General features: G+C 34.2%; 17 protein-coding genes, 1 tRNA gene and 1 pseudogene. 12 read left to right on the top strand and 7 right to left on the bottom strand.

All coding sequences use genetic code 11. The annotated features are described in order from the left end of the window. Positions 1-36 precede the first annotated feature (36 nt). Positions 37-564 (top strand): Fic/DOC family N-terminal domain-containing protein, encoded by a 528-nt coding sequence (locus ACICP6_RS01965; RefSeq protein WP_395463400.1) that lies wholly within the window; start codon positions 37-39, stop codon positions 562-564. Here the strand turns inward: ACICP6_RS01965 and ACICP6_RS01970 are convergent. Continuing rightward, positions 557-1,383 (bottom strand): IS5 family transposase gene (locus ACICP6_RS01970; protein ID WP_395462622.1). Its coding sequence is split into 2 segments (ribosomal slippage): positions 557-996 and positions 996-1,383, totalling 828 coding nucleotides; the frame shifts between segments, so codons are not numbered across the junction. The genes ACICP6_RS01965 and ACICP6_RS01970 overlap by 8 nt on opposite strands. 66 nt (positions 1,384-1,449) lie before the next feature. On the opposite strand from ACICP6_RS01970, the gene ACICP6_RS01975 reads away from it, so the two are divergent. From ACICP6_RS01975 to gatA, 3 genes are all read left to right on the top strand, one after another. Then, on the top strand, positions 1,450-2,055 hold the full coding sequence (locus ACICP6_RS01975; protein ID WP_395463401.1) for a Fic family protein: 606 nt from the start codon (positions 1,450-1,452) through the stop codon (positions 2,053-2,055). A gap of 116 nt (positions 2,056-2,171) precedes the next feature. Next, positions 2,172-4,550: a DNA topoisomerase (ATP-hydrolyzing) subunit B gene (gyrB, locus tag ACICP6_RS01980; protein WP_395463402.1), complete on the top strand. Its 2,379-nt coding sequence runs from the start codon at positions 2,172-2,174 to the stop codon at positions 4,548-4,550. Between the two features lie 140 nt (positions 4,551-4,690). Then, complete coding sequence (gene gatA, locus ACICP6_RS01985) at positions 4,691-6,160, top strand: Asp-tRNA(Asn)/Glu-tRNA(Gln) amidotransferase subunit GatA (RefSeq protein ID WP_395463403.1); 1,470 nt, start codon at positions 4,691-4,693, stop codon at positions 6,158-6,160. Between the two features lie 64 nt (positions 6,161-6,224). On the opposite strand, the gene ACICP6_RS01990 is transcribed toward gatA, so the two are convergent. The 3 genes from ACICP6_RS01990 to ACICP6_RS02000 form a co-directional block, all read right to left on the bottom strand. Then, entirely contained in the window at positions 6,225-7,154 is a 930-nt protein-coding gene (locus ACICP6_RS01990; RefSeq protein ID WP_395463404.1) for an AEC family transporter, read from the bottom strand. 191 nt (positions 7,155-7,345) lie between these two features. After that, a complete protein-coding gene (locus ACICP6_RS01995) occupies positions 7,346-7,555 on the bottom strand; it encodes a hypothetical protein (RefSeq protein WP_395463405.1) in 210 nt (69 codons plus the stop codon). A gap of 652 nt (positions 7,556-8,207) precedes the next feature. Then, the gene (locus tag ACICP6_RS02000; RefSeq protein ID WP_395463406.1) at positions 8,208-9,092 is read right to left on the bottom strand and encodes a tetratricopeptide repeat protein; all 885 of its coding nucleotides are present in this window, start codon (positions 9,090-9,092) and stop codon (positions 8,208-8,210) included. A gap of 305 nt (positions 9,093-9,397) precedes the next feature. On the opposite strand from ACICP6_RS02000, the gene guaB reads away from it, so the two are divergent. From guaB to ACICP6_RS02015, 3 genes are all read left to right on the top strand, one after another. Beyond that, entirely contained in the window at positions 9,398-10,891 is a 1,494-nt protein-coding gene (gene guaB, locus ACICP6_RS02005) for an IMP dehydrogenase (RefSeq protein ID WP_395463407.1), read from the top strand. A 192-nt stretch (positions 10,892-11,083) separates the two neighbouring features. Next, positions 11,084-11,157: transfer RNA gene (locus ACICP6_RS02010), tRNA-Pro, on the top strand. Between the two features lie 220 nt (positions 11,158-11,377). Continuing rightward, complete coding sequence (locus ACICP6_RS02015; RefSeq protein ID WP_395463408.1) at positions 11,378-12,355, top strand: quinone oxidoreductase family protein; 978 nt, start codon at positions 11,378-11,380, stop codon at positions 12,353-12,355. 28 nt (positions 12,356-12,383) lie between these two features. On the opposite strand, the gene ACICP6_RS02020 is transcribed toward ACICP6_RS02015, so the two are convergent. Both ACICP6_RS02020 and ACICP6_RS02025 read right to left on the bottom strand, forming a co-directional pair. After that, positions 12,384-14,300 (bottom strand): ATP-dependent helicase, encoded by a 1,917-nt coding sequence (locus tag ACICP6_RS02020; RefSeq protein ID WP_395463409.1) that lies wholly within the window; start codon positions 14,298-14,300, stop codon positions 12,384-12,386. Positions 14,301-14,637: 337 nt separating this feature from the next. Next, positions 14,638-14,802 (bottom strand): hypothetical protein, encoded by a 165-nt coding sequence (locus ACICP6_RS02025; protein WP_395463410.1) that lies wholly within the window; start codon positions 14,800-14,802, stop codon positions 14,638-14,640. Positions 14,803-15,036: 234 nt separating this feature from the next. On the opposite strand from ACICP6_RS02025, the pseudogene ACICP6_RS02030 reads away from it, so the two are divergent. Then, positions 15,037-15,815: pseudogene (locus ACICP6_RS02030) on the top strand (IS5 family transposase). Between the two features lie 438 nt (positions 15,816-16,253). Here ACICP6_RS02030 and ACICP6_RS02035 read toward each other — a convergent pair. Beyond that, complete coding sequence (locus ACICP6_RS02035; RefSeq protein WP_395463411.1) at positions 16,254-18,062, bottom strand: SurA N-terminal domain-containing protein; 1,809 nt, start codon at positions 18,060-18,062, stop codon at positions 16,254-16,256. A gap of 313 nt (positions 18,063-18,375) precedes the next feature. Between ACICP6_RS02035 and ACICP6_RS02040 the strand changes: the two genes are divergently transcribed. The 4 genes from ACICP6_RS02040 to ispF all read left to right on the top strand — a co-directional run bounded on the left by ACICP6_RS02040 (position 18,376) and on the right by ispF (position 23,414). Then, positions 18,376-18,984 carry a cell cycle transcriptional regulator TrcR gene (locus tag ACICP6_RS02040; RefSeq protein WP_395463412.1) on the top strand — a complete coding sequence of 203 codons (609 nt, stop codon included), beginning with the start codon at positions 18,376-18,378 and terminating at the stop codon, positions 18,982-18,984. Positions 18,985-19,189: 205 nt separating this feature from the next. Then, positions 19,190-20,602 (top strand): transcription termination factor Rho, encoded by a 1,413-nt coding sequence (rho, locus tag ACICP6_RS02045; RefSeq protein WP_395463413.1) that lies wholly within the window; start codon positions 19,190-19,192, stop codon positions 20,600-20,602. Positions 20,603-21,339: 737 nt separating this feature from the next. Further along, positions 21,340-22,041: a triosephosphate isomerase gene (locus ACICP6_RS02050; protein ID WP_395463414.1), complete on the top strand. Its 702-nt coding sequence runs from the start codon at positions 21,340-21,342 to the stop codon at positions 22,039-22,041. A gap of 35 nt (positions 22,042-22,076) precedes the next feature. Continuing rightward, a complete protein-coding gene (gene ispF / locus ACICP6_RS02055) occupies positions 22,077-23,414 on the top strand; it encodes a 2-C-methyl-D-erythritol 2,4-cyclodiphosphate synthase (protein ID WP_395463415.1) in 1,338 nt (445 codons plus the stop codon). Positions 23,415-23,552: the final 138 nt, after the last annotated feature.

Consider the following 23,552-nt stretch of genomic DNA (forward strand, 5'->3'; position numbering starts at 1 on the left):
TAAAGCAGGATTTTATATAATTGTTTCAATTTGGGCTTGTATATTGAAATAATGCGTGAAAGTGGCTATTATCATTATATAGATAAGTTAGCGTACTTTGTTCCTTATCCATTGCCTCCAAAAGATCCACCTTTTAGTTTTAGTGAAAATATTGCTATCCTTTACGGAGAAGCAATGATAAAGCTTGGTCAGTTGAACGAAATGGCTGAGCGTTTACCAAATTCAGAAAGATTTATTAAGGCATATATTGTAAAAGAAGCACTACTTTCTTCCGCAATTGAAGGTATACACACAACTTTACTTGATGTTTTTACCCAAAAAATATCATCAACGAAACCTAATAAGCAAACCCAATTAGTTATGAATTATACAAGATCACTTGAGATGGCGCTCAGTACAGCAAAACATTCAACAATAACACAAACCATCTTAGCTGCTCACAAAGAATTAATGCAATTTAATGAAGGTAGTGGTGAATATCGTGCAGATTCTGTATGTGTTGGTGATCTCATTGCAGCTCCTGCACCTGAAATAGTCAATAGACTTCTTTCAAAATTCACGTAAGGAGCTCAAAATTGTGGATAGCAGCAATCAAATTAAATCTTAAACCAAAACGTTTTCGTCGGTTTCTATATCTATCGGAAATGATTTTAAACCTTTTTAATAAGCCAATTACGTTTTCAACAATTGCCCTTTGGCTCATAAGTGTTCTGTTCTCTTTTTTTTGTTCTTTGCTTAACGGATTCTTTTTCGTTTTCCTGTGAGGTAATACAACATTTTTATGTATTTTTTGCATTCCTCTGTAGCCGGCATCAGCTAAGATTTTAGTTTCCGGCAATATTGCTACCTTTGATTCCCTAAATATCCGAAAATCGTGTTTCCTACCTTTCGAGAAAGATGTACATATTACTTTTTTACTCTTCTTCTCTGCTACTACTTGCGTTTTTATAGTATGCCTTTTTTTCTTTCCAGAGTAGAAGCATTTTTGCTTTTTTTTGGCCTCTCTACTGGTGTTTCAGTTCCATCTATTACCAAAACTTCATATTCTACATTACCCTTTAATAGCTCTTTTTTTCCCGGTAATGAAAAATCTGGATGTTTTATTAGCGTGTCTTCTACCCATCTTATTATTTTGAAACAGTTACTTTCACTCATGCCATAACTTTGACCAATGTGGAAATACGTTCGATATTCCCTCATATATTCTAATGCCATAAGCAACCTATCTTCTACGCAAAGTTTGCTTTTTCTTCCACTTCTAGCTTTTTTTCTTTTATCCTCCTCATCCAAAATTTCCACCATTCGCTTAAATGTTCCCTTTTTTTCCCCTGTTAAGCGCCTAAATTTCTTTCCTTCCAACTTTTCTATTTCTTTATATCTCATACCTTAAAATATCTGATTTTATACTTCTTTTCCCTTGTTTGCCAATTTTGAAAGAAGTCTAATCTAATGAACGACTTAGAAAACTATGTTAACGCTGATAACAAATTGTCTCCACTTATAAAGGTGGGACTAGTGCATGCACAATTTGAAATTATTCACCCTTTTATAGATGGTAATGGAAGAATAGGCAGACTTTTAATTGTAATACTACTGATTCATTACGATCTGTTATCAACTCCAATACTTTACCCGTCCTACTATTTTAAAAAGAACCACTTTGATTATTATAGATGTTTAGACAGAATCAGAACTCATGGTGATTTTGAGGGGTGGATTGAATATTATTTAAACGCTATAAAAGACAGCAGTTTTGATGCTTATTGCAGAGCTAAAAGTATTGAAAAGCTAGAAAAGGACTTAATAGGTATGATTCAAGTAAGTCAATTCTTCTTTAAAATCCATGATATGGCATTGCAAGCGCTAAACATACTTTTCCAATTTCCAGTCATAGGTGTTGTAGAATTAAGTAAAAGGTTAAATAAAGCTTATAATACAGTAAATAATCTAATTCTACAATTTGTTGAAGCCAAAATATTAGTGGAAGATAATGACAACAAGAAACGTAATAAACTTTATAGATTTGAAGCTTATCTAGAACTTCTTGAACAATAAGCTTTTCTTTAAAATTTAAACAAGCAACTCTTTAATCTTGACCAAAAGTTTAAAAATGTTGCTAATCAGCATATACGGATGTAATATTAATTAATATTTATAAATGAAGCAATTTCATGGAAAGTAACTATAACGCTGCTGCAATAAAAATCCTAAGAGGTCTTGATGCTGTAAGAAAACGTCCAGGTATGTACATTGGTGATACTGATGATGGATCTGGCTTACATCGTATGGTGTATGAAGTTTTTGATAATTCAATGGATGAATCTTCAGCCGGATATTGTGATAAAATTGAAATTAGCATCAATGAAGATGGTTCAGTATCCGTGACTGACAACGGTCGTGGCATTCCAACAGATATTCATGAAGAGGAGGGAATATCAGCAGCAGAAGTAATAATGACTCAACTGCATGCTGGCGGTAAGTTTGACAACAATACCTACAAGATCTCTGGCGGATTACATGGTGTTGGAATCTCAGTTGTAAATGCATTATCAAGCTGGCTAGAATTAACTATTTGGCGCAACAAGAAAGAACACTTTATGCGTTTTGAAGATGGTGATTCTATTGAACCTTTAAAAGTAATTAATGAAAACACAAACAAAAGAGGAACTAAAGTCACTTTCATGCCATCAACAGAGACTTTTAATGATATTAATTTTAGCTACTCCACTCTTGAAAGTCGTATAAGAGAATTAGCATTTTTAAATTCAAATATTAGTATTAGTTTACGTGATTTGCGTAATAAGCCACCCACGGAATCTCATTTCAATCAGACTGATCAATCTGGAGGAAATTTTGGTACAGCAAATTTTGTACGATACTTGGATAAGAATAAAACACATGTCACTAAGATTGCCAGCATAAAAGGTGATGCAGAAGATCTTGGCATCAGTGTAGAAATCTCAATGGAATGGAATGATTCCTACTATGAAAACATGCTATGCTTTACAAATAACATAAGGCAGCGGGATGGTGGTACGCATTTGGCAGGATTTAGATCTGCATTAACTCGGTGTATCAATAACTATGCAACTAATGAAGGGTTTTTAAAGAAAGCAAAAGTAAATTTAACTGGAGAGGATGTTAGAGAAGGTTTAACTTGTGTTTTATCTCTTAAGATGCCCGATCCTAAATTTTCTTCACAAACAAAAGATAAGCTAGTTAGTTCTGAAGCGCGTACAGTGATAGAAAGCATAGTTTCTGACAAATTAAGTACGATACTTGAAACTGATCCCAAGTTAGCAGCAAGCGTAGTAGAAAGAGCAATTAGGTCAGCAAAAGGAAGAGAAGCTGCTCGAAAGGCACGTGAATTAGTTAAAAGTAAGAACAATATTGATATTGCAACTTTACCTGGAAAGCTTGCTGATTGTCAGGAAAAAGCTCCTGAGTTATCGGAATTGTTCATAGTAGAGGGTAATTCAGCAGGTGGTACTGCAAAGCAGGGGCGTAGTCGTAAAACACAAGCAGTTCTTGCCTTAAGAGGAAAGATTTTAAATGTAGAGCGTGCAGGTCTAGATCGTATTTTTTCATCTGCAGAAATTGGCTCTTTGATCACGGCAATTGGTGCTGGAATAGGGAGTGAACACTTCAATATTGAAAAAGCTAGATATCATAAAATTATCATCATGACAGATGCAGATGTTGATGGTTCACATATAAGAACTTTGATTCTAACTTTCTTTTTTAGACATATGCGCGAAATTATTGAAAAAGGCTACTTATATATAGCGCAGCCGCCTCTCTATAAAGTTACAAAAAATGCTAAAGACACTTATATAAAAGATGATGAAACTTTTGAAGAGTATATAGTAAATTCAGCAGTTAAAAGATTGACGTTAAGCGGTACAGACAAAGATTTACGCTTTATTTTGAACAAATGTCTTAGTATTTCAAATATTAGCAAAAATTATGACAGGGAAATACCACAAAATCTATTGGAGTCACTACTAATTTTAAGCAAAAAGAATGGCCTATCGTTTGCTGATGAGATATTGAAATATTTAAAGTTAATGTATAGCGAATATAATTGGGAAGTAGAAATAAAAGATGAAGAAAGAGAAATTCACGTCTCTAAGCTATTTCAGGGGTTGGCAGACAAATATATATTCCCACTTAGCATGCTTGAAAGTAAAGATATGCAAAACATATTAAGCTTACTTGATGGTATAAATAATTTATTTAATGGTGATTCATTTTTAAAGTCACAGGAAACTGAAATAAAAATCACGTCTCCGAGTGCACTTGCAAAAATAATAATGGACTATGGTAAAAAAGGTTTAACTCTACAGAGATTTAAAGGTCTTGGTGAAATGAATGCCGATCAACTGTGGGATACTACACTCAATCCTGAGACTAGAACTTTACTGAAGGTTGAAATAAAAGATTGTGAAGAAGCGGATTCTATATTCTCAGTGCTAATGGGTGACATAGTTGAACCACGCCGTGATTTCATTAATAACAACGCACTTAATGTGCATGATGTTGATATTTAAGTTTAAAAGGCAAATGCGTGAACTTACAGTACAGCTAATTAACTTTAAACTCACCAATCATTTCTAACTGTAATTACAAATATATAGATTTTTTACCGTATCGTTGTTATAATTAATGTCTTGCTAAAAATTGAATATTAATGAATGAATTAAGAAAGTTAAGCATTACAGAGATGCATAATGGGCTCAAACAGAGAGATTTTTCTGCTGTTGAGCTTATAGAGGCGCATATCAACGCAGTCGAAAATGAGAAATTAAACGCATTTATAACGAAAACCCCAGAAATAGCAATCAAAGCCGCTAAAGCTGCAGATGAACATTTCTCCAAGCAAAAGGATAGCATGATTCCACCATTAATGGGCATACCAGTTGGTATTAAAGATTTATTCTGTACGAAAGGAACAAAAACGACAGCATGCTCAAAAATGCTGGAGAATTTCGTTCCAACTTATGAATCTACGGTATCTGACTTGCTCCTAAAAAGTGGAGCAGCTATGCTCGGTAAGCTTAACATGGATGAATTTGCTATGGGTTCTGCAAACACAAACAGCTATTTTGGTTCTGTTGAAAATGTGTGGGCTAGAAAAAGCGACGGAGAAAAGGTTGTACCTGGTGGGTCATCTGGTGGATCCGCAGCATCGGTTGCTGGATTTCTATGCGCCGGTGCGCTAGGAAGTGATACCGGTGGATCTGTACGCCAACCAGCAGCTTATTGTGGAGTAGTTGGAACAAAGCCAACTTACGGAAGATGCTCGCGTTTTGGCATGATTGCATTTGCAAGTTCTCTGGACCAAGCAGGGGTTATTACTCGTTCTGTTTCTGACTCAGCGTTAATGTTGGAAACAATTTGTGGCTATGATAATAAAGATTCAACATCTAGTAAAAGACCAGTACCTAAATTTTCTAGCTTTATAAATGGTAATATCAAGGGTAAACGCATTGGTATACCAAAAGAATATAGAATGGATGGGATTTCAGAAGAGATTGTCCATCATTGGGAAAAAGTTTCTTCCGATTTAAAAAAAAATGGTGCTGAAGTTGTTGATATCAACTTGCCGCACACTAAATATGCAATACCAGTCTATTATTTAATTTGTTCTGCTGAAGCTTCATCTAATCTTGCTCGTTATGATGGTGTGCGTTATGGATTCAGGGTTGATGCTGACACTCTCGAAGAAATGTATTCACTAACAAGGGCAGAAGGTTTTGGAAAAGAGGTAAAAAGAAGAATCTTAATTGGTGCTTATGCACTCTCTTCAGGTCACTACAATGAATATTACGAAAAAGCACAGTGTATTAGAGCATTAATCAGAAATGATTTTATAAAAGCATTTGAAAAAATAGATTATATACTTGTTCCGTCTGCTCCAACAGAAGCTTTTGGCTTGAATGAAAAGCCAGATCCGCTAATTATGTGCATTAATGATGTCTTTACCGTACCAGCAAGTCTAGCTGGCTTACCCGCTATCTCCGTTCCTGTTGGACTGTCCAATGAGGGTTTACCACTTGCTCTACAAGTAATTGGAAACTATTATGATGAAGCTGGAATACTAAATGTAGCAAGTGTGATAGAGCAGAATTGTGGCAGAGTAATTGAATTGCATAGCTAATTTTGACATGAGACTTCTCAACAAGCAGCAAGTATGCCTAATATTACGTCGCTTGAATTTTTAATCAAAAAGGAACAAGTTTGGTGAAAAATAATGATATTATTAGTGGAACATAAAATAGTCCTACTGCAGTACTGATTAGAAGTAATAAAGTAGCTTTATCTGGTTGAAAATTTAGAATATTAGCAAGCATTATACTGGATCCAGAAACTGGAATAACGGCCAGCAACATCAGTGCTTTATATATACTCTCATCGTATGCACCTATAACGTGTCTGTCTAGAAGAACAATTCCTAAAACAAACAATGGCCAGAACACGTACTTTGCTGTAATAGTGATCAAAGCGAGCTTCCAATCTATTTTAAAGCTTGTAATTTTTGCAATGCTTACTCCAAGCAGCATCATTCCTAGCGTAGCAAATGTACCTCTAATATTTATCATAACATCCGTTAAAAAAGTAGGTATTCGTATACCACATACACTTAGAAAGAAGCCTAGAATCATCGCGTAGGACGAAGGAAGCTTAAACAACTTCAGCATGCATTCTTTTGCAGTGTAAATACCATTTGCAGCAATGTAAAATCCTAAGCTATTTTCAAACAACGCCATTCCTATATAACAGACGACATATACAGATACTGAATCTTCATCAAATAAAGCCATGGCGATTGGCAGGCCGAAATAACCCATACTTGTACTGCCTGAGCTAAATGCCAATATGTTTCTCGTATTATCCTTAAATAAAAAAGAAGAAAGGTAATACACTGATAAGGACATAGTGCTACCTATAAACCATGTTAAAATCGGTAAGGAAATTATCTGGAAATTGACTTCTATATGAGATACTCCATATAAAATCACTATTGGATTAGCTATATAAAAGAGTATTTGAGATATAGTATTTCTATCAATCTTAAGATATTTTCCTGCTAAATAACCAATAAATATTGTAATATAAACAGGTAATATTTTAAGAAAAAGGGTAAAAAACATACTAGCCTAAATTGTAATCCTTCTTGATACTTCTGACTGATAAAGTGACATTAGATCTTAAGATATTGCAAAAGTAAATAAAATTTATTTTCCAAATTACCCAACTCATAATTAATTAAAAAAGATTCGCTTAGTACTAAAATTCGTTCTTACACACGACTTAAGAATGATATTTTTATGATGAAATTATGTTAAGTTTTTATAAAACTTCTTGCATATTTTTTAATAACGACAGATTTTCTAAAAATCAAAGCTTCCTTTGCATCATTCTTATCGTTTTTATTGATTCTTGCAAATAATACTGCTGCCATATGCCTTGCATCTACACAAATCACTGGTAATCTAAAATTTCTTAACTCTTTGTATATTGATATTGGCTGTCCGCTTTCTATTTCTATCACTGACAAAAGTTTCTTTTAATGAGATCGCTATATGAGGCTACTCCTACTGTAAAAGTTTTTTGAAGAACTAATTCATTGAATTTGTTACTTCGTGCTAAAATAATGGAGTATGTCTCTTCCATCATTCAATAGACTTCTTGCATAACCTAAAAAAAGGCAAAAGAAACCCTAGCCACTTTCTATTTCAGTATTGGCGTTTTTTAAGCCTTAAACGCTGCAATTTAGCTGCTTTTAAGTGCAACTAACCTTAGTTTAAATGTTTAAAAAATTTACTAGGCAGAAAAAAAAGGCAAAGAAAACCCGTGGTAGCTAGTTATTACACTCTCTATTTTAAAATTTGACGTTGGGTGATGTCTTGAACGCTTTATAAGCGCGTTTCAGCTTGTATAGGTAAAAACCTAGAAATTTTATAAAGACATACGGTGCACATAGTGCAAAAAATTAAACAATAGTACGCCAAATACAAGTTTTCTTGTCATTTTAATCCGCTGCAGAGATTGCGAAGTTAAATAAAATAGCTTCAGTTTTATGATAAGGGCGCTGACGGAGTTTGTCAAGGAATTTTCTTCCAACGCGCTGCCAAAAGTTTGTTATGCAAGAGGTCTAATAAATCAGATTCAAACAACTGAAATAATAATTAGGGCACAAGCTTTTACAAAATTGTTGAGTGTGTGCTGTGAAGCTTTATAAATTTTAGTCTTGCTTCCACCTTGTGTATAGATATTTTTTCACTTACGTCCTTCGAATTTGCAGCCATGTTCAACAACTTTAAGTAGAATATTGCAGCATTTTTGAAATCTGAAAGTTTATCTAGAATAACAGCTAGATTATAGGTATAAAAAATATTATTTTGATCAAGGGAAATAGCAGTTATCATGTACTCCTTGGCTTTTGTATAATCCTCCTTTTTCATATGGATCAGGCCTAGGTTTGCTAATAAAGGAGCACAATTTTTGTGTATATCATACAATTTCAACATTTCACTTAACGCCAGATCAGGATTATATTGTGAAATTATCGTCAAAAAATTTTCCAATATATAAGAGTTACTAGGGTATTCTTTTAACAGTCTTATGTAGATCTCTATAGCTTTTTTGTATTCTTTATTAGCGTAATAAATGTTTCCCAACCCAATTAAAGCAGTTTTATGATAAGGAAATTTTGTAATGACTTGATTAAGAAGAGAAATAGCTGTATCGTTATCTCCCGACTCAAAGGAATCTTTTACTCTTTTTAAAGTAGAGTGTATGCTAAAATTCTTGCCAGAGTTCTGTGCAACTTTGATATGAAACCTATCACTTTTTCTCTCAATGACGTCAAAGTCTTTGTATTTTTCATCAGCTTTTATATATTTAGTAACGTTATCAAAGGCTTCTTGTATCTCCAAATTTTCGTTGGCATAGGCAAAAGAAAACCCTAATAAAATTATAGCACAAATTAATATATAGATAAATATAGGTCCAAGTGCTGTAGCGTTTGAGCCACACATTGGCGCCATTTCAGCGTAAATCTTACTTTCCTGAGTTATGCGTAACACAGTACAAATTTATAAATGCTAGTTTAGCTATCTCATATAATAATAAAGATATTATTAATTGACAGCGAATTCCGCTCACAAGTAACAAGGTCTTTTTAGTCTGTTACGTTCGCCTTGGCTACTGACTTTCATTTTGCAGCATATGCATAGTTAAAATGCTCATTTCATAATAGAATAATCATATATTCTGGCAGCTTTTCTATCCACCTAAAAACAATTAGCTATGCAACGAAACCTCACCCAGCTAATTTTGCAAAGCCTTATTGCAATTTAATTAATTGGTGTATAAGATTTAAATAAAGCGTATGAAAAAAATGGAAGCTTGTTATTCGTTTGACGATATACTCCTTTTACCAGCTCATTCTAATATATTGCCTTGCGATGCAGACACAAAAACTTATTTAACAAATAATATAAAACTCAACATCCCTCTATTATCCTCTGCAATGGATACTGTTACTGAATCAGACTTTGCAATAGCTATTGCCCAACATGGTGGAATAGGTTGCATACATAAAAACTTATCAATAGATGAGCAAGTTTCAGAAGTAAGAAAGGTGAAAAAATATGAAAGTTGGATTGTGTATAATCCAATTACGATTTCCCCAGATAAAACGGTTGCAGAAGCAATTTCATTAATGAGAGAACACAATTATTCTGGCATTCCTGTAGTCGATCAACGCAAGTTAGTTGGAATTTTGACTAACCGGGATGTGAGGTTCATTGAAGACCAGAACATGAATATCAAAGTCTCCGAGGTGATGACAAAAGATAGGTTAATTACAGTGTGGGAACAGGGAGTGGATAGTGCCTCAGCAATGAAATTATTGCATGAAAATAGAATAGAGAAGCTTTTGGTTGTAGATGAAAATTCCTGTTGTATAGGTCTAATTACGGTTAAAGACATTGAAAAATACAATAGATATCCCAACTCATGTAAAGATAGTAAAGGGCGACTCAGAGTTGCTGCTGCAATTGGCACTGGTAAAAAAGATGGTATAGAAAGATGTGAAGCTTTAATTGGAGAAGAAACTGACGTGATTGTTGTGGATACTGCTCACGGTCATTCCGCGGGTGTTATTAACACTATTAGAGAAATAAAGAAGATGTATCCGGATACACAGTTAATTGGTGGCAACATTGCCACAAAAGAGGCTGCTGAAGCGTTGATTGACGCGGGTGTTGATGCAGTGAAGGTTGGAATAGGACCTGGATCAATCTGTACAACCAGAATAGTTACAGGTGTTGGCGTGCCACAATTCTCTGCAATCAAGAATGTTGCAGAGGCATGTAGAGCAAGAAACGTTAGACTGATTGCTGATGGTGGAATAAAACACTCTGGGGATGTTGCAAAAGCTATTGCAGCAGGTGCTGATTCTGTAATGATCGGTTCAATTTTTGCTGGTACTGACGAAAGTCCAGGTGAGATCGTCATGTATAAGGGCAGAGCATACAAAGGTTATCGGGGGATGGGATCTATTAGTTCAATGAAACGAGGTTCAGCTAGCCGTTACTTTCAAGATAAAGACTCAAAACTTAAATTAGTTCCAGAAGGAGTCGAAGGAAGAGTTCCATTTAAAGGTTCAGCTTCAGGAGTGATTCATCAATTAATTGGCGGATTACGAGCTTCAATGGGGTACACTGGCAATAAAAATATAGAAGAAATGAAGAAAAGCTGTAAATTTGTTACTATTACTGCGTCAGGATTAAGAGAGAGCCATGCTCATGATATAATCATTACACAAGAAGCTCCAAATTACGCTTATCGGGCGTCCAATTTGTCAGTTGATTCAGAGTAGCTTGTATTTGACCTTACCCAGAAAAACTGTGAGCGGAAACTTAATACTAGCCTGCAAATGGTTTTTGCTGTTTCATTGCTGGAAAGATATGAGCAGATTCTTTTAGAGAGGTCATGTAATACCAATCATCATTTTAGTAAATAAATGAACCTTGCATTTTGTCTGAATTATTGATATCCTAAGTAAAAAAGTCGGGGCGTGGCGCAGTCTGGTAGCGCATTTGGTTTGGGACCAAAGGGTCGGGAGTTCAAATCTCTCCGCCCCGATCAATTATATTTTATAGACTTCTCTTTGTGCTAATTTTAGTATATCTCAAAACCTCACATAATGGCCTATCTTAGTCAGCTATACATGCAGACTTTTGTGTCCGGCTATTTGTTCGAAATTTCCTATATTAATGCATATTTTACAGTATATATTTCTAAATAATTTTACAAGATATTGGTTATTAGGTAACATAATCAAAGTTTTTATCTTATATTCGCCATGGTTAGAGCTGTACAAATTAAAAAAACTGGGGGACCGGAAGTATTAGAATTTGTAGATAAGAATATAGGCGAGCCAAAAGGCGAGGAAGTGTTAGTACGCCATACAGTTATTGGCTTAAATCGTTATGACTTAGAACATAGAAAAGGTATTCGCAAAATTAAAGATTTGCCATCAGTGCTTGGAGTGGAAGCAGTAGGAGTTGTTGAAGAGCTTGGTAAGAAGATAAGTGATGGCTTAAAGATTGGAGATAGAGTTGGATATTGCACAGCTCCGCCAGGAGCATATTGTGAGAAACGTGTCATGCATCAGAAATATCTGATAAAGATTCCAGATGAAATACCGGATGAAATTGCAGCAGCAGTGCTATTTAAAGGCATGACTGCCCATTATTTGATTAATCAATCTTATAAAATAAAACCTGGTGCTGTTGTGCTTGTTCATGGAGCAAGTGGTGGTTTAGGACAGATAATATGCCAATGGGCAAAGGACAAAAAAGGCATAGTGGTAGGTTCTGTAAGCTCTGATGAAAAAATGAAGATAGCTTTACAAAATGGCTGCACGTACGCAGTAAATTACAATGATAAAGACTGCATTTCTAAAATTATGGAAATTACACAAAATAAAGGAGTAGGTGCAGTGTATGACCCTATAGGCTATACTACGAGCAAGCTTTCTTTTGAATCTTTAGGTAGGTTTGGCATATATGTTTCCTATGGACAAATATCAGGCAGCGCTCCGGTTAGTTTTTCTTTACTTAGCTCACGTTCGTTATTTGCAACGGGAACCTCAATATATCATTATAAGCACGATAGATTTACGTTAGTGCTTACTGCGATGGAAATCTTTGAGATGATAAGGAAAAAACTTTTAACTGTCAGGATTAACAAAAAGTATAAATTCGATGAAACAATAGAGGCTCATTGCGATATGGAAAATAGAAAAGTAAGTGGATTCAATATTATAAAATTCTCTTAAATAAATTAGCGGTTTTAGTTAACTACTTTCAACAGTAGGCAATGTTACTTTTAATTACCTCAACATTTTTTCTTGGTAGCTCTTTAATGAATCGCGAGGTATACATCGGTTGCCACTGGTTGTTCATTTCTCTTCTGTCTGCACATGAAATAATTAACCTTTCTTTCGCTCTGGTTATTCCAACATATGCAAGTCTTCTTTCTTCTTCTAAGGCTTTACCGCTTTTGTCCTCAAAAGACCTTTGATGAGGGAATAGTCCCTCTTCCCAACCAGGTAGAAACACACATGGAAATTCAAGTCCCTTAGCTGCATGAAGAGTCATAACATATACGGTGTCATCGTTATTCATATTATCCACTTCCATCACCAGACTTATGTGTTCCAAGAAAGTTGTGGCATTATCAAAATTCTTTAAAGATGAGATGAGCTCTTTGACATTTTCTATTCGTGCTAAGCCTGTCACTCCTTCATTTTCAAGCATTTCAATATACCCTGATTGATTTGCTATGGTTTCAACAAATCCATGGAGTGGTTTTGCACTTACTAATTCTTCCCAAGCTTTAATTTTATTTAAAAAATCATTTAGTGAGAGTTTGATTTTTTCGGTTAGTTGATTACTATCAACTAGTATTTTTGCTGCTTCAAAAAAAGAAATTCTATTATCTTGAGCGGTTGTGTATATCTTCTTTAGAGTTGTAGCTCCTATGCTTCTCTTTGGCCGGTTTACGATCCTTTCAAAAGCTAAGTCATCGTTATTGTTTGTAATGAGTCTTAAGTACGCAATTACGTCTCGAACTTCCTGACGTTCATAGAATTTTACGCCACTTATAATCTTGTAAGGGATTGAATATTTTATAAAATATTCTTCCAGAACTCTAGTTTGAAAAGTAGCTCTCACCAGCACTGCAATGTCACTAAATCTATATTTATTAAGCTTTAATATCTGTTCGCTTATGAACCTTGCTTCAACTTTCCCATCCCATAATTTTATTACATTTACCTTTTCCCCTTCAATATTTGTTGTCCACAATTTTTTTTCTAAGCGAGTTTTATTGTGATTGATGACATATGACGCAGTTGCAAGTATGTGAGATGTTGACCTGTAGTTACATTCTAGTTTGACGGTTTTTGCATTTTTAAAATCATCGGAGAATTTTAAAATGTTTTCGACTTCTGCGCCACGCCAACTATATATCGATTGATCGTCATCTCCCACACAACAAATGTTTGAGTGCTCTTTTGCAAGGTATTTTAGCCAGAGATATTGTATCACATTTGTATCTTGATACTCATCTACCATTATATATTTGAACTTATTTTGGTAGTAGGACAGAGTTTCAGTATTCTGATTGAAGAGTTGTATATTATATAGTAGTAAATCACCGAAATCGACAGAGTTGAGGAACTTTAATCTCTCTTGATATTGGTGATAGACTTTTAGTGCAGTTACGTATACTGGCCTAAATGATTGAACGTCTTCCACTTCAGATGGCAACAAGCACTTCTCTTTCCATTTTTGAATTATATTCATAATGGTGCTATATTTTTCTGACAAATTATTGGGGCTTATTTCATTAATGATATTTTTTATTACCTGTAATTGATCATCCACACCAATAATTGTAAAATTGGAGTTTAAGCCCACAACTTCAGCATGACGACGTAAAATTTTTGCTGCAATTGCATGAAAAGTGCCAAGCCATGGTATATTAGTGCCCGTTAGCTCGAGTACCCTCGATACCATTTCATTTGCTGCTTTATTCGTGAATGTAACAGCTAAGATCTCATCAGAGTAAGCGTAGCCATTGCGAATTATATGTGCTATTCTTGAAGTGATTGTTCTTGTTTTTCCCGTTCCGGCCCCTGCCAATATCAAAACCGGCCCATCTATGTTAGTTACAGCTGATTGTTGCTCGGGGTTTAGCAGTGAGAGATAATCGTTCATTGAAGCCCTATAGATTATAACTTCGTAAAGTTAAACCTATGATCGAAATATTGTAAAGGTTTTATTGGATACAATGGTAAGAAATATACCATTTAAGTGCTACGTAATAAAGCACTTAAATGTGGGATTTTTTAGCAGCGTCAGGTATGTGTTGAGTAACAAAAACTTGATCTGAGCTAGGATTTCTGTTTATTGGATGGATAGGTGGAGTTTGGAATGGCTTATATGTACAATTTAGTTCCTTCATTTCTATTTCTTCAACAGGGGGTTTTTCTTTTGGAACATAGTGGTTATGCGTTGCAGCTTGTTTAGTGAAATTTTCATATGTCTTTTCTAATCAAGTTCCGATTTCATACATAGTCACATATACATCTATTTTAAAATCTTTCCATGATCTACTTAAACTGGCTAATGTGTTATAGAAGAAAATATTTATATTTTCCCTTGTATTACATTCATGTTTTTCTATATGTTCCCAGCCTTCTTTATCTAATGTGCTCATTTTAAATTCCTGTTTATTGTTAACATATATATATTATGCATTAATAAATTAAAATTGCCAAGAACAAGTTAAGTGTTTATTGTATTGATGAACCACTGAGAAAATACTCTATATAATAATTGAAAATGGAGCTGGAGCTTTGCAGTACAATGTTTTCAAACGTTTAATATAATAGACTTCTTTCAAAATTGATAAAAGACAAAGAATTAGTATAAAATCATATATTTAAAATGTATGAGATATGAACAAATAGAGAAACTGGAGGGAGAGAAATTTAGGTGCTTAACAGGGATAAAGCAGACAACTTTCAATAAGATGGTGGAAATTTTAGATGAAGAAGACAGACGAAAAAAAGCAAAGAGTGGGCGTAAAAGCAAGCTTTGTATAGAAGACAGGTTACTTATGGCATTAGAATATATGAGAGAATACCGAACATATTTTCATATAAGCCAAAGTTATGGAAAGTACAACTTATAAAATAATAAGGTGGATTGAAGATACGTTGGTAAAACATCCAGATTTTGCATTGCCAGGGCGAAAAGAGCTCTTAAAAAGTGAGATGGAGTATGGTGCCACGGAGACACCAATCGGACCCAAAAAAAAGCAAAAACACTTTTATTCAGGAAAAAACACACTCTAAAAACGTAGTTAATAACGGGAAAAGAAAGTAAAAAAATTATTTGCACATCTTTTTCGAACGGTAGAAGACATGCTTTTTAAGGAGTCAAAGGTGCGGATATTAGCAGATCCTAGCCGATGCAGGTTACAGAGGGATGCAAAAAATTCATGCAAATGTTGCATTGCCGCACAGAAAAACGAAAAAGAATCCAATAACGAAAGAAAAAAAGGAAGAAAATAAGAAGCTTGCGAGCCAAAGAGTGGTGGTTGAAAATGTGATTGGTTTACTCAAAAGATTTAAAATTATCGCAGATCGTTATCGAAATAGACGTAAACGTTTTGGTTTAAGGTTCAATTTGATTGCAGGAATTTACAATTTTGAGCTTCCTAAGTGAATTTTGAAAGAAGTCTATTCTAAAACGCTTAATTAAGAGCGATTTAGCTGCTTTTAAGTGCAACTAACCTTTAGCTATAAACATTAAGAAATTTATCAAATAGAAAAAAGGCAAAAGAAGCCCCGTAGTACGAGTTTTGACTCTCTATTACTGTAAGTGGCGCTGTAATAATGTGCTAACACTTAATATAAGCGCGATTTGGCTGAATGTAGAAAAAATTTAAAAGACATGCAGCCGCCATAATTTTATGTAATCCGCCAAAAAATACCCTGAGTTTTTTACTGAATTTTGTCATTGAGCCTGCAGGTCAAAAACAAGTTTTGAGTCAGAAATACCCTTAATGCCATGATAAGAGGACTGGCGGAGTTTGTCAAGAAATTTCTTCCAACGCGTTGCCAAAAGTTTTTATGCAAGAAGTCTAATAGCAATTGGGCTCTTTTATATATCATCAAGTATGGCATGATTAACTTCAACCTTATACTTTGATTCTAGATAGTTAATTAACTGCTCTTTTAGCGATATCATCACACGTTTTCCAGTATCAAACGTGTTTAATTTGCCATTTGATGAATACATTTCTTTTAGAACACCTATTATGATTTCATTATTGTGTTGAATAGGGTTTGTTACTGAACCAATTGTTTTTATATCAAAAATCTCTTCTATAAAAGAAAAGGGGTAGCTTTGTTGATCAGCTTCATTGCGGTGTATCTGCTGATCCTTAACTAATTCCATACCTTGAATTTTTTCCAAATCTGTTTTTTCTTTTAGTTGCGCTGCTACTTCTTGTCCGATTTTAAACATTTTTTCTTTTATAAATTCATTACGCCAAAGCTCTATCGCTGATGCCTTGCCTTCTTCAAAACCTTGCAATTTAGGTGGAATAATATCGGCGATCTTTACACTAACAACGGCATTTCCAACACCCTTAAAATAACCTCTCTGGTCTTTTGCTCGCGAAAAAATCAAAGAAATCAAATCATTGGAACTTTCCACACCATTACCGTTTTGATCCTTTCCATTAGCATCTACTGGACCAATAGTTTGTATAGGTAAATTGTATTCACTGGATATTCCTTCAATTGTTGCACCATTGTATATCTTATAGTTCACTTGGTTTATGAAATCATTGACTTTTTCAAAAGACTTTTGGTTAGTTAAAACTGACTTTATATCCTTTTTTAAATTAGCTAAGTTTTCATTAGAGATTTGATGCGCACTTTCCACTTTTATTATATGCCAACCAAAACTGCTTGTTAAAACTTCACTTACTTCACCTGTTTTGAGAGCAAATACCTTTTCTCTCATGTCCTCTGGTAGAAAATCTTTAGTTATGTTATTTATTCTAGTTTCCTCAAGTTTTGTTTTGCCAAACTTTTCTACTATCTGTTCAAAGCTTATTTTGCCCTCCTCAAATGCTTTCCTTGCTGTTTCAGCCTTTTCTTTAATATGGAATATTAAGTTAAATATATCTCTTTGATCTTTGAGTTCCTGTTGTTTTATTATATCATCAATTTCTTCATCTGAGATCTGAATTTGATCTTTAAAATATTTTTGGCCTAAAGAGATATATTGTGCAATTCGATATTCAGGATAATAAAAGTGGGATTTATTTTTTTCATACAAGTCAAGTAAGGCTTGATCATCTGGTTCAGGAACGTTTTTAACTGCATCTTGAGTTATTTTAACAATATCGATTACTCTAGTTTGGTAGCGATTTTTGTATATCTGCTCATCAATTTTCTCGCCAAAAGTTACTGGATAATTATCATGAAATAATGAAGTTATGAACATCATTGCAGGCAGGATTTTCTCTAGCTTTGCTACATACTCCCCTTCTGTCATATGCAGACCATTTAGCGTCTCATAAAATTTCTCTTTGTCAAATTCACCTTTGTCGTTTTGAAAGTACTTAGTGTTTTTAATGTGGTCTTTTATAGACTCTTCTCCAACTACCAATCCCAGATCACTAATTAGGTTAAACAATAGTTTTTGCTCTATAAGTGCATTAAGTAAATCGTACTTCAATCTTTTCACTTGTTCTTCACTAATGTCAGGTCCGGAAATCTGCTTTCCGTAATTTTGATATAGCGATTTATATTCATCTAGTGTTATAACTTCTTTTCCAACTCTAGCTACTTCTTCTTTTTTATTATTATCTGATAGAAGGTTACCAATTCCCATAAGGATTAACAAACAAGCTAAAATGACAACGATTACTTTGGTGAAAAAATTTTTAACATTCATAAACGCAAAAGTTAATTAGTGGTTAATTATAGAATAGTGATAATTTAGTTCTTGTAAACCTGTTGATTAATTAGCTACTACATATAATATTACAATACATTGAGCTTAAAATTTAACCATTCGGGTATACACTGAATTAAGCTATTATGCCTAAAGAGGGAAAATATTTTTTTGAATCACTTAAAGTAGGTCTAGCTGCTCAATTATCTTGAAAAGTGAAAAACAAAAAAGTCATTCAGTGATAAAATTAATGCTTTTTTAATTTTAATAGCTTATATTTTAGCTCTATGTAACGACAAGGAATATGTTTTAAATGGGAGATACTTTTTTGATGTCAACAGAACTTTCTAAGGGCAAAAATGATAGAAATAAACAGTTTCTCATGCAAATTGCTGCTTGGCTAGTAGATAATACTGCTTTAACTTTTAATCAAATAGCGCAATGTTGTAGGTTAGCCCTTGAGGAGGTACAAGATATAGCTGATGAAGAAATAGACATTGAAAGATTTAATCCTATTATTTCTGGGATAATAACTGAAAAAGAAATTGATGACTGTAAAAAAAATCAGAATCGTATCCCAAATTTGATCGCAAAAAATGTGAAAAAAAAGAGTAAGGTGATCGGTAACATTTTTGGTTTTGCTTCTGTGGCAAGGCGTAGAGATAAACCTGATGCAATTTATTATTTAATAAAAAAATTTCCTATCTTGGACAACAGTGTTATAGCTAAATTAATCAGTACAACAAATTATACGGTGGAGCAGGTAAGGGATGGGTCTCATTATAATATGCAAAATATAAAACCTCAAGATCCCGTACTGCTTGGCTTATGTAGTCAAGAAGATTTAGAGACGGAAATAGAAAAAGCAAAAGTAAAAGAAGAGAAACAAGAAAGGTTAAGAAATATAAAGGAAAACTATTAAAGTTTTTCAAATTGTTTATCTATTTTTATATCTTGTTAATGTTAAATTAACTTGACTTGTCAGTGTTTATTGTTATAATGTTAGGTAAAGTATATAGCTTAATAGCAATTAGGTTTGATACTTCCTAAAGATTAGCTCAGCCTAATTTATTATCTTATAGTCACATTTTAGGTTAGTAAGCATCAATTAAAGTTTTTGGAGGACTATGACAACAATCAATGAAGATGTTTTAGCAAAAGAAAAGGTTACAGCTGAACTAGGATCAGCAAAAAAAAGTGGGCAAATTCTCAATAATGATATGGAAAAAATAATAAATGAAGATATGAAGGGAAGCAGAAAAACACTAGATCTAAGCGAACTGAGAGGAAAAACAGCAGAAGAATTATTAGAACTAGCTGAAGAAAGGAAAATTTCAACTAATGGTAAAAGCAATGGCAGAATGCTAAAGCAAGAAATGATATTCAGCTTAATGAAGAAAATGAGCGAAGAAGGGGGTATTACTATAGGGAGCGGGGTGGTGGAAATATTACCTGATGGTTTCGGTTTTTTACGCTCAGCAAGTGCAAATTATGCTCCGAGTACTGATGATGTTTATATTTCCAATGGGCAAATAAAAAAGTTTAATTTGCGTACAGGAGATATAGTATGCGGAGAAATAAGACCACCTGGTGATAAAGAAAGATATTTTACTTTAATTAAGGTCCAAAATATAAACTCTACTGAAGTAAGTGAATTAAGAAAGTACGTCCATTTTGATAATTTGCTTCCTCTGTACCCTGAAGAGAGTTTAATTCTTGAAAACAACAGCAGCGGAGATAATAAAAAAGATATAAATATGCGTGCTGTGGATATAGTTGCACCTCTTGGAAAAGGACAAAGAGCATTAATAGTTGCTCCACCTCGCACAGGAAAAACGATATTGCTTCAGCAAATGGCTCATTCTATAGCTATAAATCATCCTGAAATAGAATTAATAGTATTACTTATAGACGAAAGACCTGAGGAAGTGACAGATATGATGCGCTCTGTAAAGGGTGAGGTAGTGAGCTCTACATTTGATGAACCTGCTTACCGTCATGTACAGCTTGCTGAAATAGTAATAGAAAAAGCTAAAAGAATGGTTGAGCATAAAAAGGATGTGGTAATTTTGCTCGACTCTATAACCCGTCTTGCACGTGCTTATAATGCAGTTATTCCTTCATCTGGAAAAGTTTTAACCGGTGGTGTGGATTCAAACGCACTGCAGAGACCAAAACGTTTTTTTGGAGCGGCTCGCAACATTGAAAATGGCGGTTCTTTGACAATAATTGCTACTGCTCTTGTAGAAACTGGTTCAAAAATGGATGAAGTTATTTTTGAAGAGTTTAAAGGTACGGGTAATGCTGAGATTATACTTGATAGAAAACTCGCCGATAAGCGAATATTTCCAGCTATTGACATTACAAAATCTGGAACTAGAAAAGAAGAGATATTAATCAATAAGGCTATATTGAATAAAATATGGGTGTTGCGTAGAATACTTAACCCTATGGGATCTGTTGAAGCAATGGAGTTTTTACGCGACAAACTACTTTTAACAAAGAGTAATGCTGACTTTTTTAACTCTATGAATAATTAAAAGTGGGCCGGTGGAAATATGCAATTTTTTTCATGCTACTGTAGCCTAAAGTACAGCTAACACGAATAGGGCTTCGTGGTTTGACCATGTTGTTTTCAATAATGAAATTCATTCCAAGTAGGCTTTACCCATGACCAGGGTCTTATGCAATTGATTGTAATCTCCTTCCATTAGAGATCTCCAAATATTTTTTATCATTGGACACTTGGGTTAGGATCAAAAGGATGGAAGCTGTATAAGCCGAGAGGTTTCCATACAGTTCTGCGAGAGACTGATGGGAAAGTTCCGCCGGTCTACTCTTCTCCTCTCTTTTTCATTTTTTCTATTTTATCATATATTTACCCTTTGTCTCTACCTTTGTGTGTGAAGCTATATCTTGTGTTTCTTGAAGTCCATCAATTTTAGATGACGGGGAGCTCTGTTACATAACTATTTAAAGAGTGAGGATAGAAGCTGAAGGACTCAAGTTGAGCAAGTAAAATTCAAGAAAGCTATAATAAGGAGAAAATTTGGTAGAAGTGAGTAATGGTAAAAAATTTTTTATTGACTCAATTCTATTTTGTTTCGTAAACTTAATTTATTTTTTTTATTAGTTCTCAACTAGGTACATACCTTTACGTAAGTAAAGGTTAATAAAACGCATCCTATATGGCTAATTTTGTTAAATTAACAAGCAAGCGTAAGAGGAGTTCGTTTTGGTGCTATTTGGGGCACTCTTGCTCATATAAGTAAAATTGATGTCCTTTTTAATAGTAGCAAATTGGAAGATGAATGGAACGCGTTCTTCATTTGTTGACTTTATAGGCAAACTCAATGACAAGAGCAATGAAATTACCTCTAAGCTGGTGATTTGCCCACCTTTTACATCATTTCCAGACAATATAGAGTTGAACAATGATATTAGTATAGGAGCACAGAATTGCCATTATAAAAAATCTGGCTCTTATACAGGTGAAATCAGTGCAGAGATGCTAAAAGAATTAGGATGCACTCACGTAATACTTGGGCATTCTGAAAGGGCTAATGAAACAGATAGTGAAATAAAGCTTAAATCAGAAACAGCGATAGAATCATGCTTGCATCCAATTATTTGTGTAGGCGAAAACTCAGAAGATTACAAGAGTGGAAAAACAAAGGAAGTAATAGAATATCAATGCAAAAACCGTTTGCCAACACATAGTGAATATACCGTAGCATATGAACCAATATGGGCAATAGGTACAGGCCATGTGCCAAGCAACGATACAATTGCTGAGGTGATAGAGGTGATAAAATCCTGTACTGGCAAAAAACATGTTATATATGGTGGTTCAGTCAGTTCAGAAAACATAGAAAATTTGCTGAATATCTCAAGTTTATCAGGAGTTTTAATTGGCAGCGCGAGCTTAGATTTCAATCGCTTTTATAAAATTGTACAACAGATTGAGAAAATCTATTAATTCTAAAATCAGTAATTAAGAACCCTATAGTAGGTATGTACACCAACAAATCCAAGAAATACAAAATAGCAGCATTAATAGTTGCAGCGGGAGTAGGCAGTAGATGTAGTGACACAATTCCTAAGCAGTACGTGAAACTGGCAGGTAAACCTGTTTTATTTCATACAATTAGAAAATTTTTAGCTAACCAACATATAGATTACGTAAGAGTGGTAATTAATAAAAATCACGAAAATTTCTATGAACGTTTTTATAGAAAAATAATAGACTTCTTACGTAACCGTCATTTAAATGAAAAATCAACGGAGCACCTCTTCCAGCGCGTGAAGCAGGAATTTATAAAAAAAGAAGAATGGATTCCAGTGCTTGACACTGGAATGACAGGAGGTGTAGACACTAAATTACTGAACCCAATATACGGAGGAGAAAGTAGGCAAAATTCAGTTAAACTTGGACTGGAGAGCTTGCAAAAGATCAATCCAGATTTTGTCGTTATACACGATGCTTGCAGGCCTTTCGTGTCAAATACTCTGATAGATAACTTAGCTCAGACCATGATTAATGATCAACATGCAGGAGTAGTTCCAGCAATAGAGGTCGAAGATACTATGTCATTGGCGAACAATGATTTTATTGAGTCCACGATTTCAAGAGAAAAACTCAGAGCTATACAAACTCCTCAAATTTTTAATTTCAAGGAATTGTTATCATGCCATCAATCAAACAAGGAATTTACTGACGATTCATCACTAATGGTAGAACACAAAAAACATGTTACGATTATTAAAGGTGAGAAAAGCAATTTTAAGTTAACTACAAAAGAAGATATTAATGTGGCAAAGCTTCTTCTTGAAGAACCAAAATATCGTGTCGGAACTGGTTATGACATACATAAATTCGTTAAAGTTCAAGATGAAGCTAAGAGCTTTATAAAAATTTGCGGTGTAGAAATTGAGCACAACATGTTAATAGAAGCACATTCCGATGGTGATGTTGCAATACATGCAGTCGTTGATGCAATATTAGGAGCACTGGGATGTGGCGACATCGGAGAGCATTTTCCTCCTAGTTCCTCTGAATGGAAAGATTGCAATTCATCTCACTTCCTTAATTTTGCTGCTGAAAAAGCAAAAGAAAAAGGATACGGTGTCTCTAATTTAGATATTACCATAGTTTGTGAGGAGCCTAAAATATCGCCTTACAAAGTAGCAATGAAAAAATCCATATCAGAAGTATTAGAGGTTGATGATGAATTTGTAAATGTCAAAGCAACCACTGCAGAAAAATTAGGTTCTATTGGAAGAAATGAAGGAATAGCAGCACATGCTTCCGTATTATTATATAAGATATCTCCACTACATTTTACGAAATAAATATCACTAAAAGGTACTACTCGATGTCATTCCAGCGCGTGACATACAACTGTATGAACATTTGTTTCGAAGACAGTATGTTAAATGTTATAGCCGGTTTTGCTCCAAACATAAAGGTGTCATTCCAGCTCCTATGAT

Origin of the sequence: Wolbachia endosymbiont of Cantharis cryptica, assembly GCF_964277405.1 — a bacterium.
Lineage (GTDB): Bacteria > Pseudomonadota > Alphaproteobacteria > Rickettsiales > Anaplasmataceae > Wolbachia.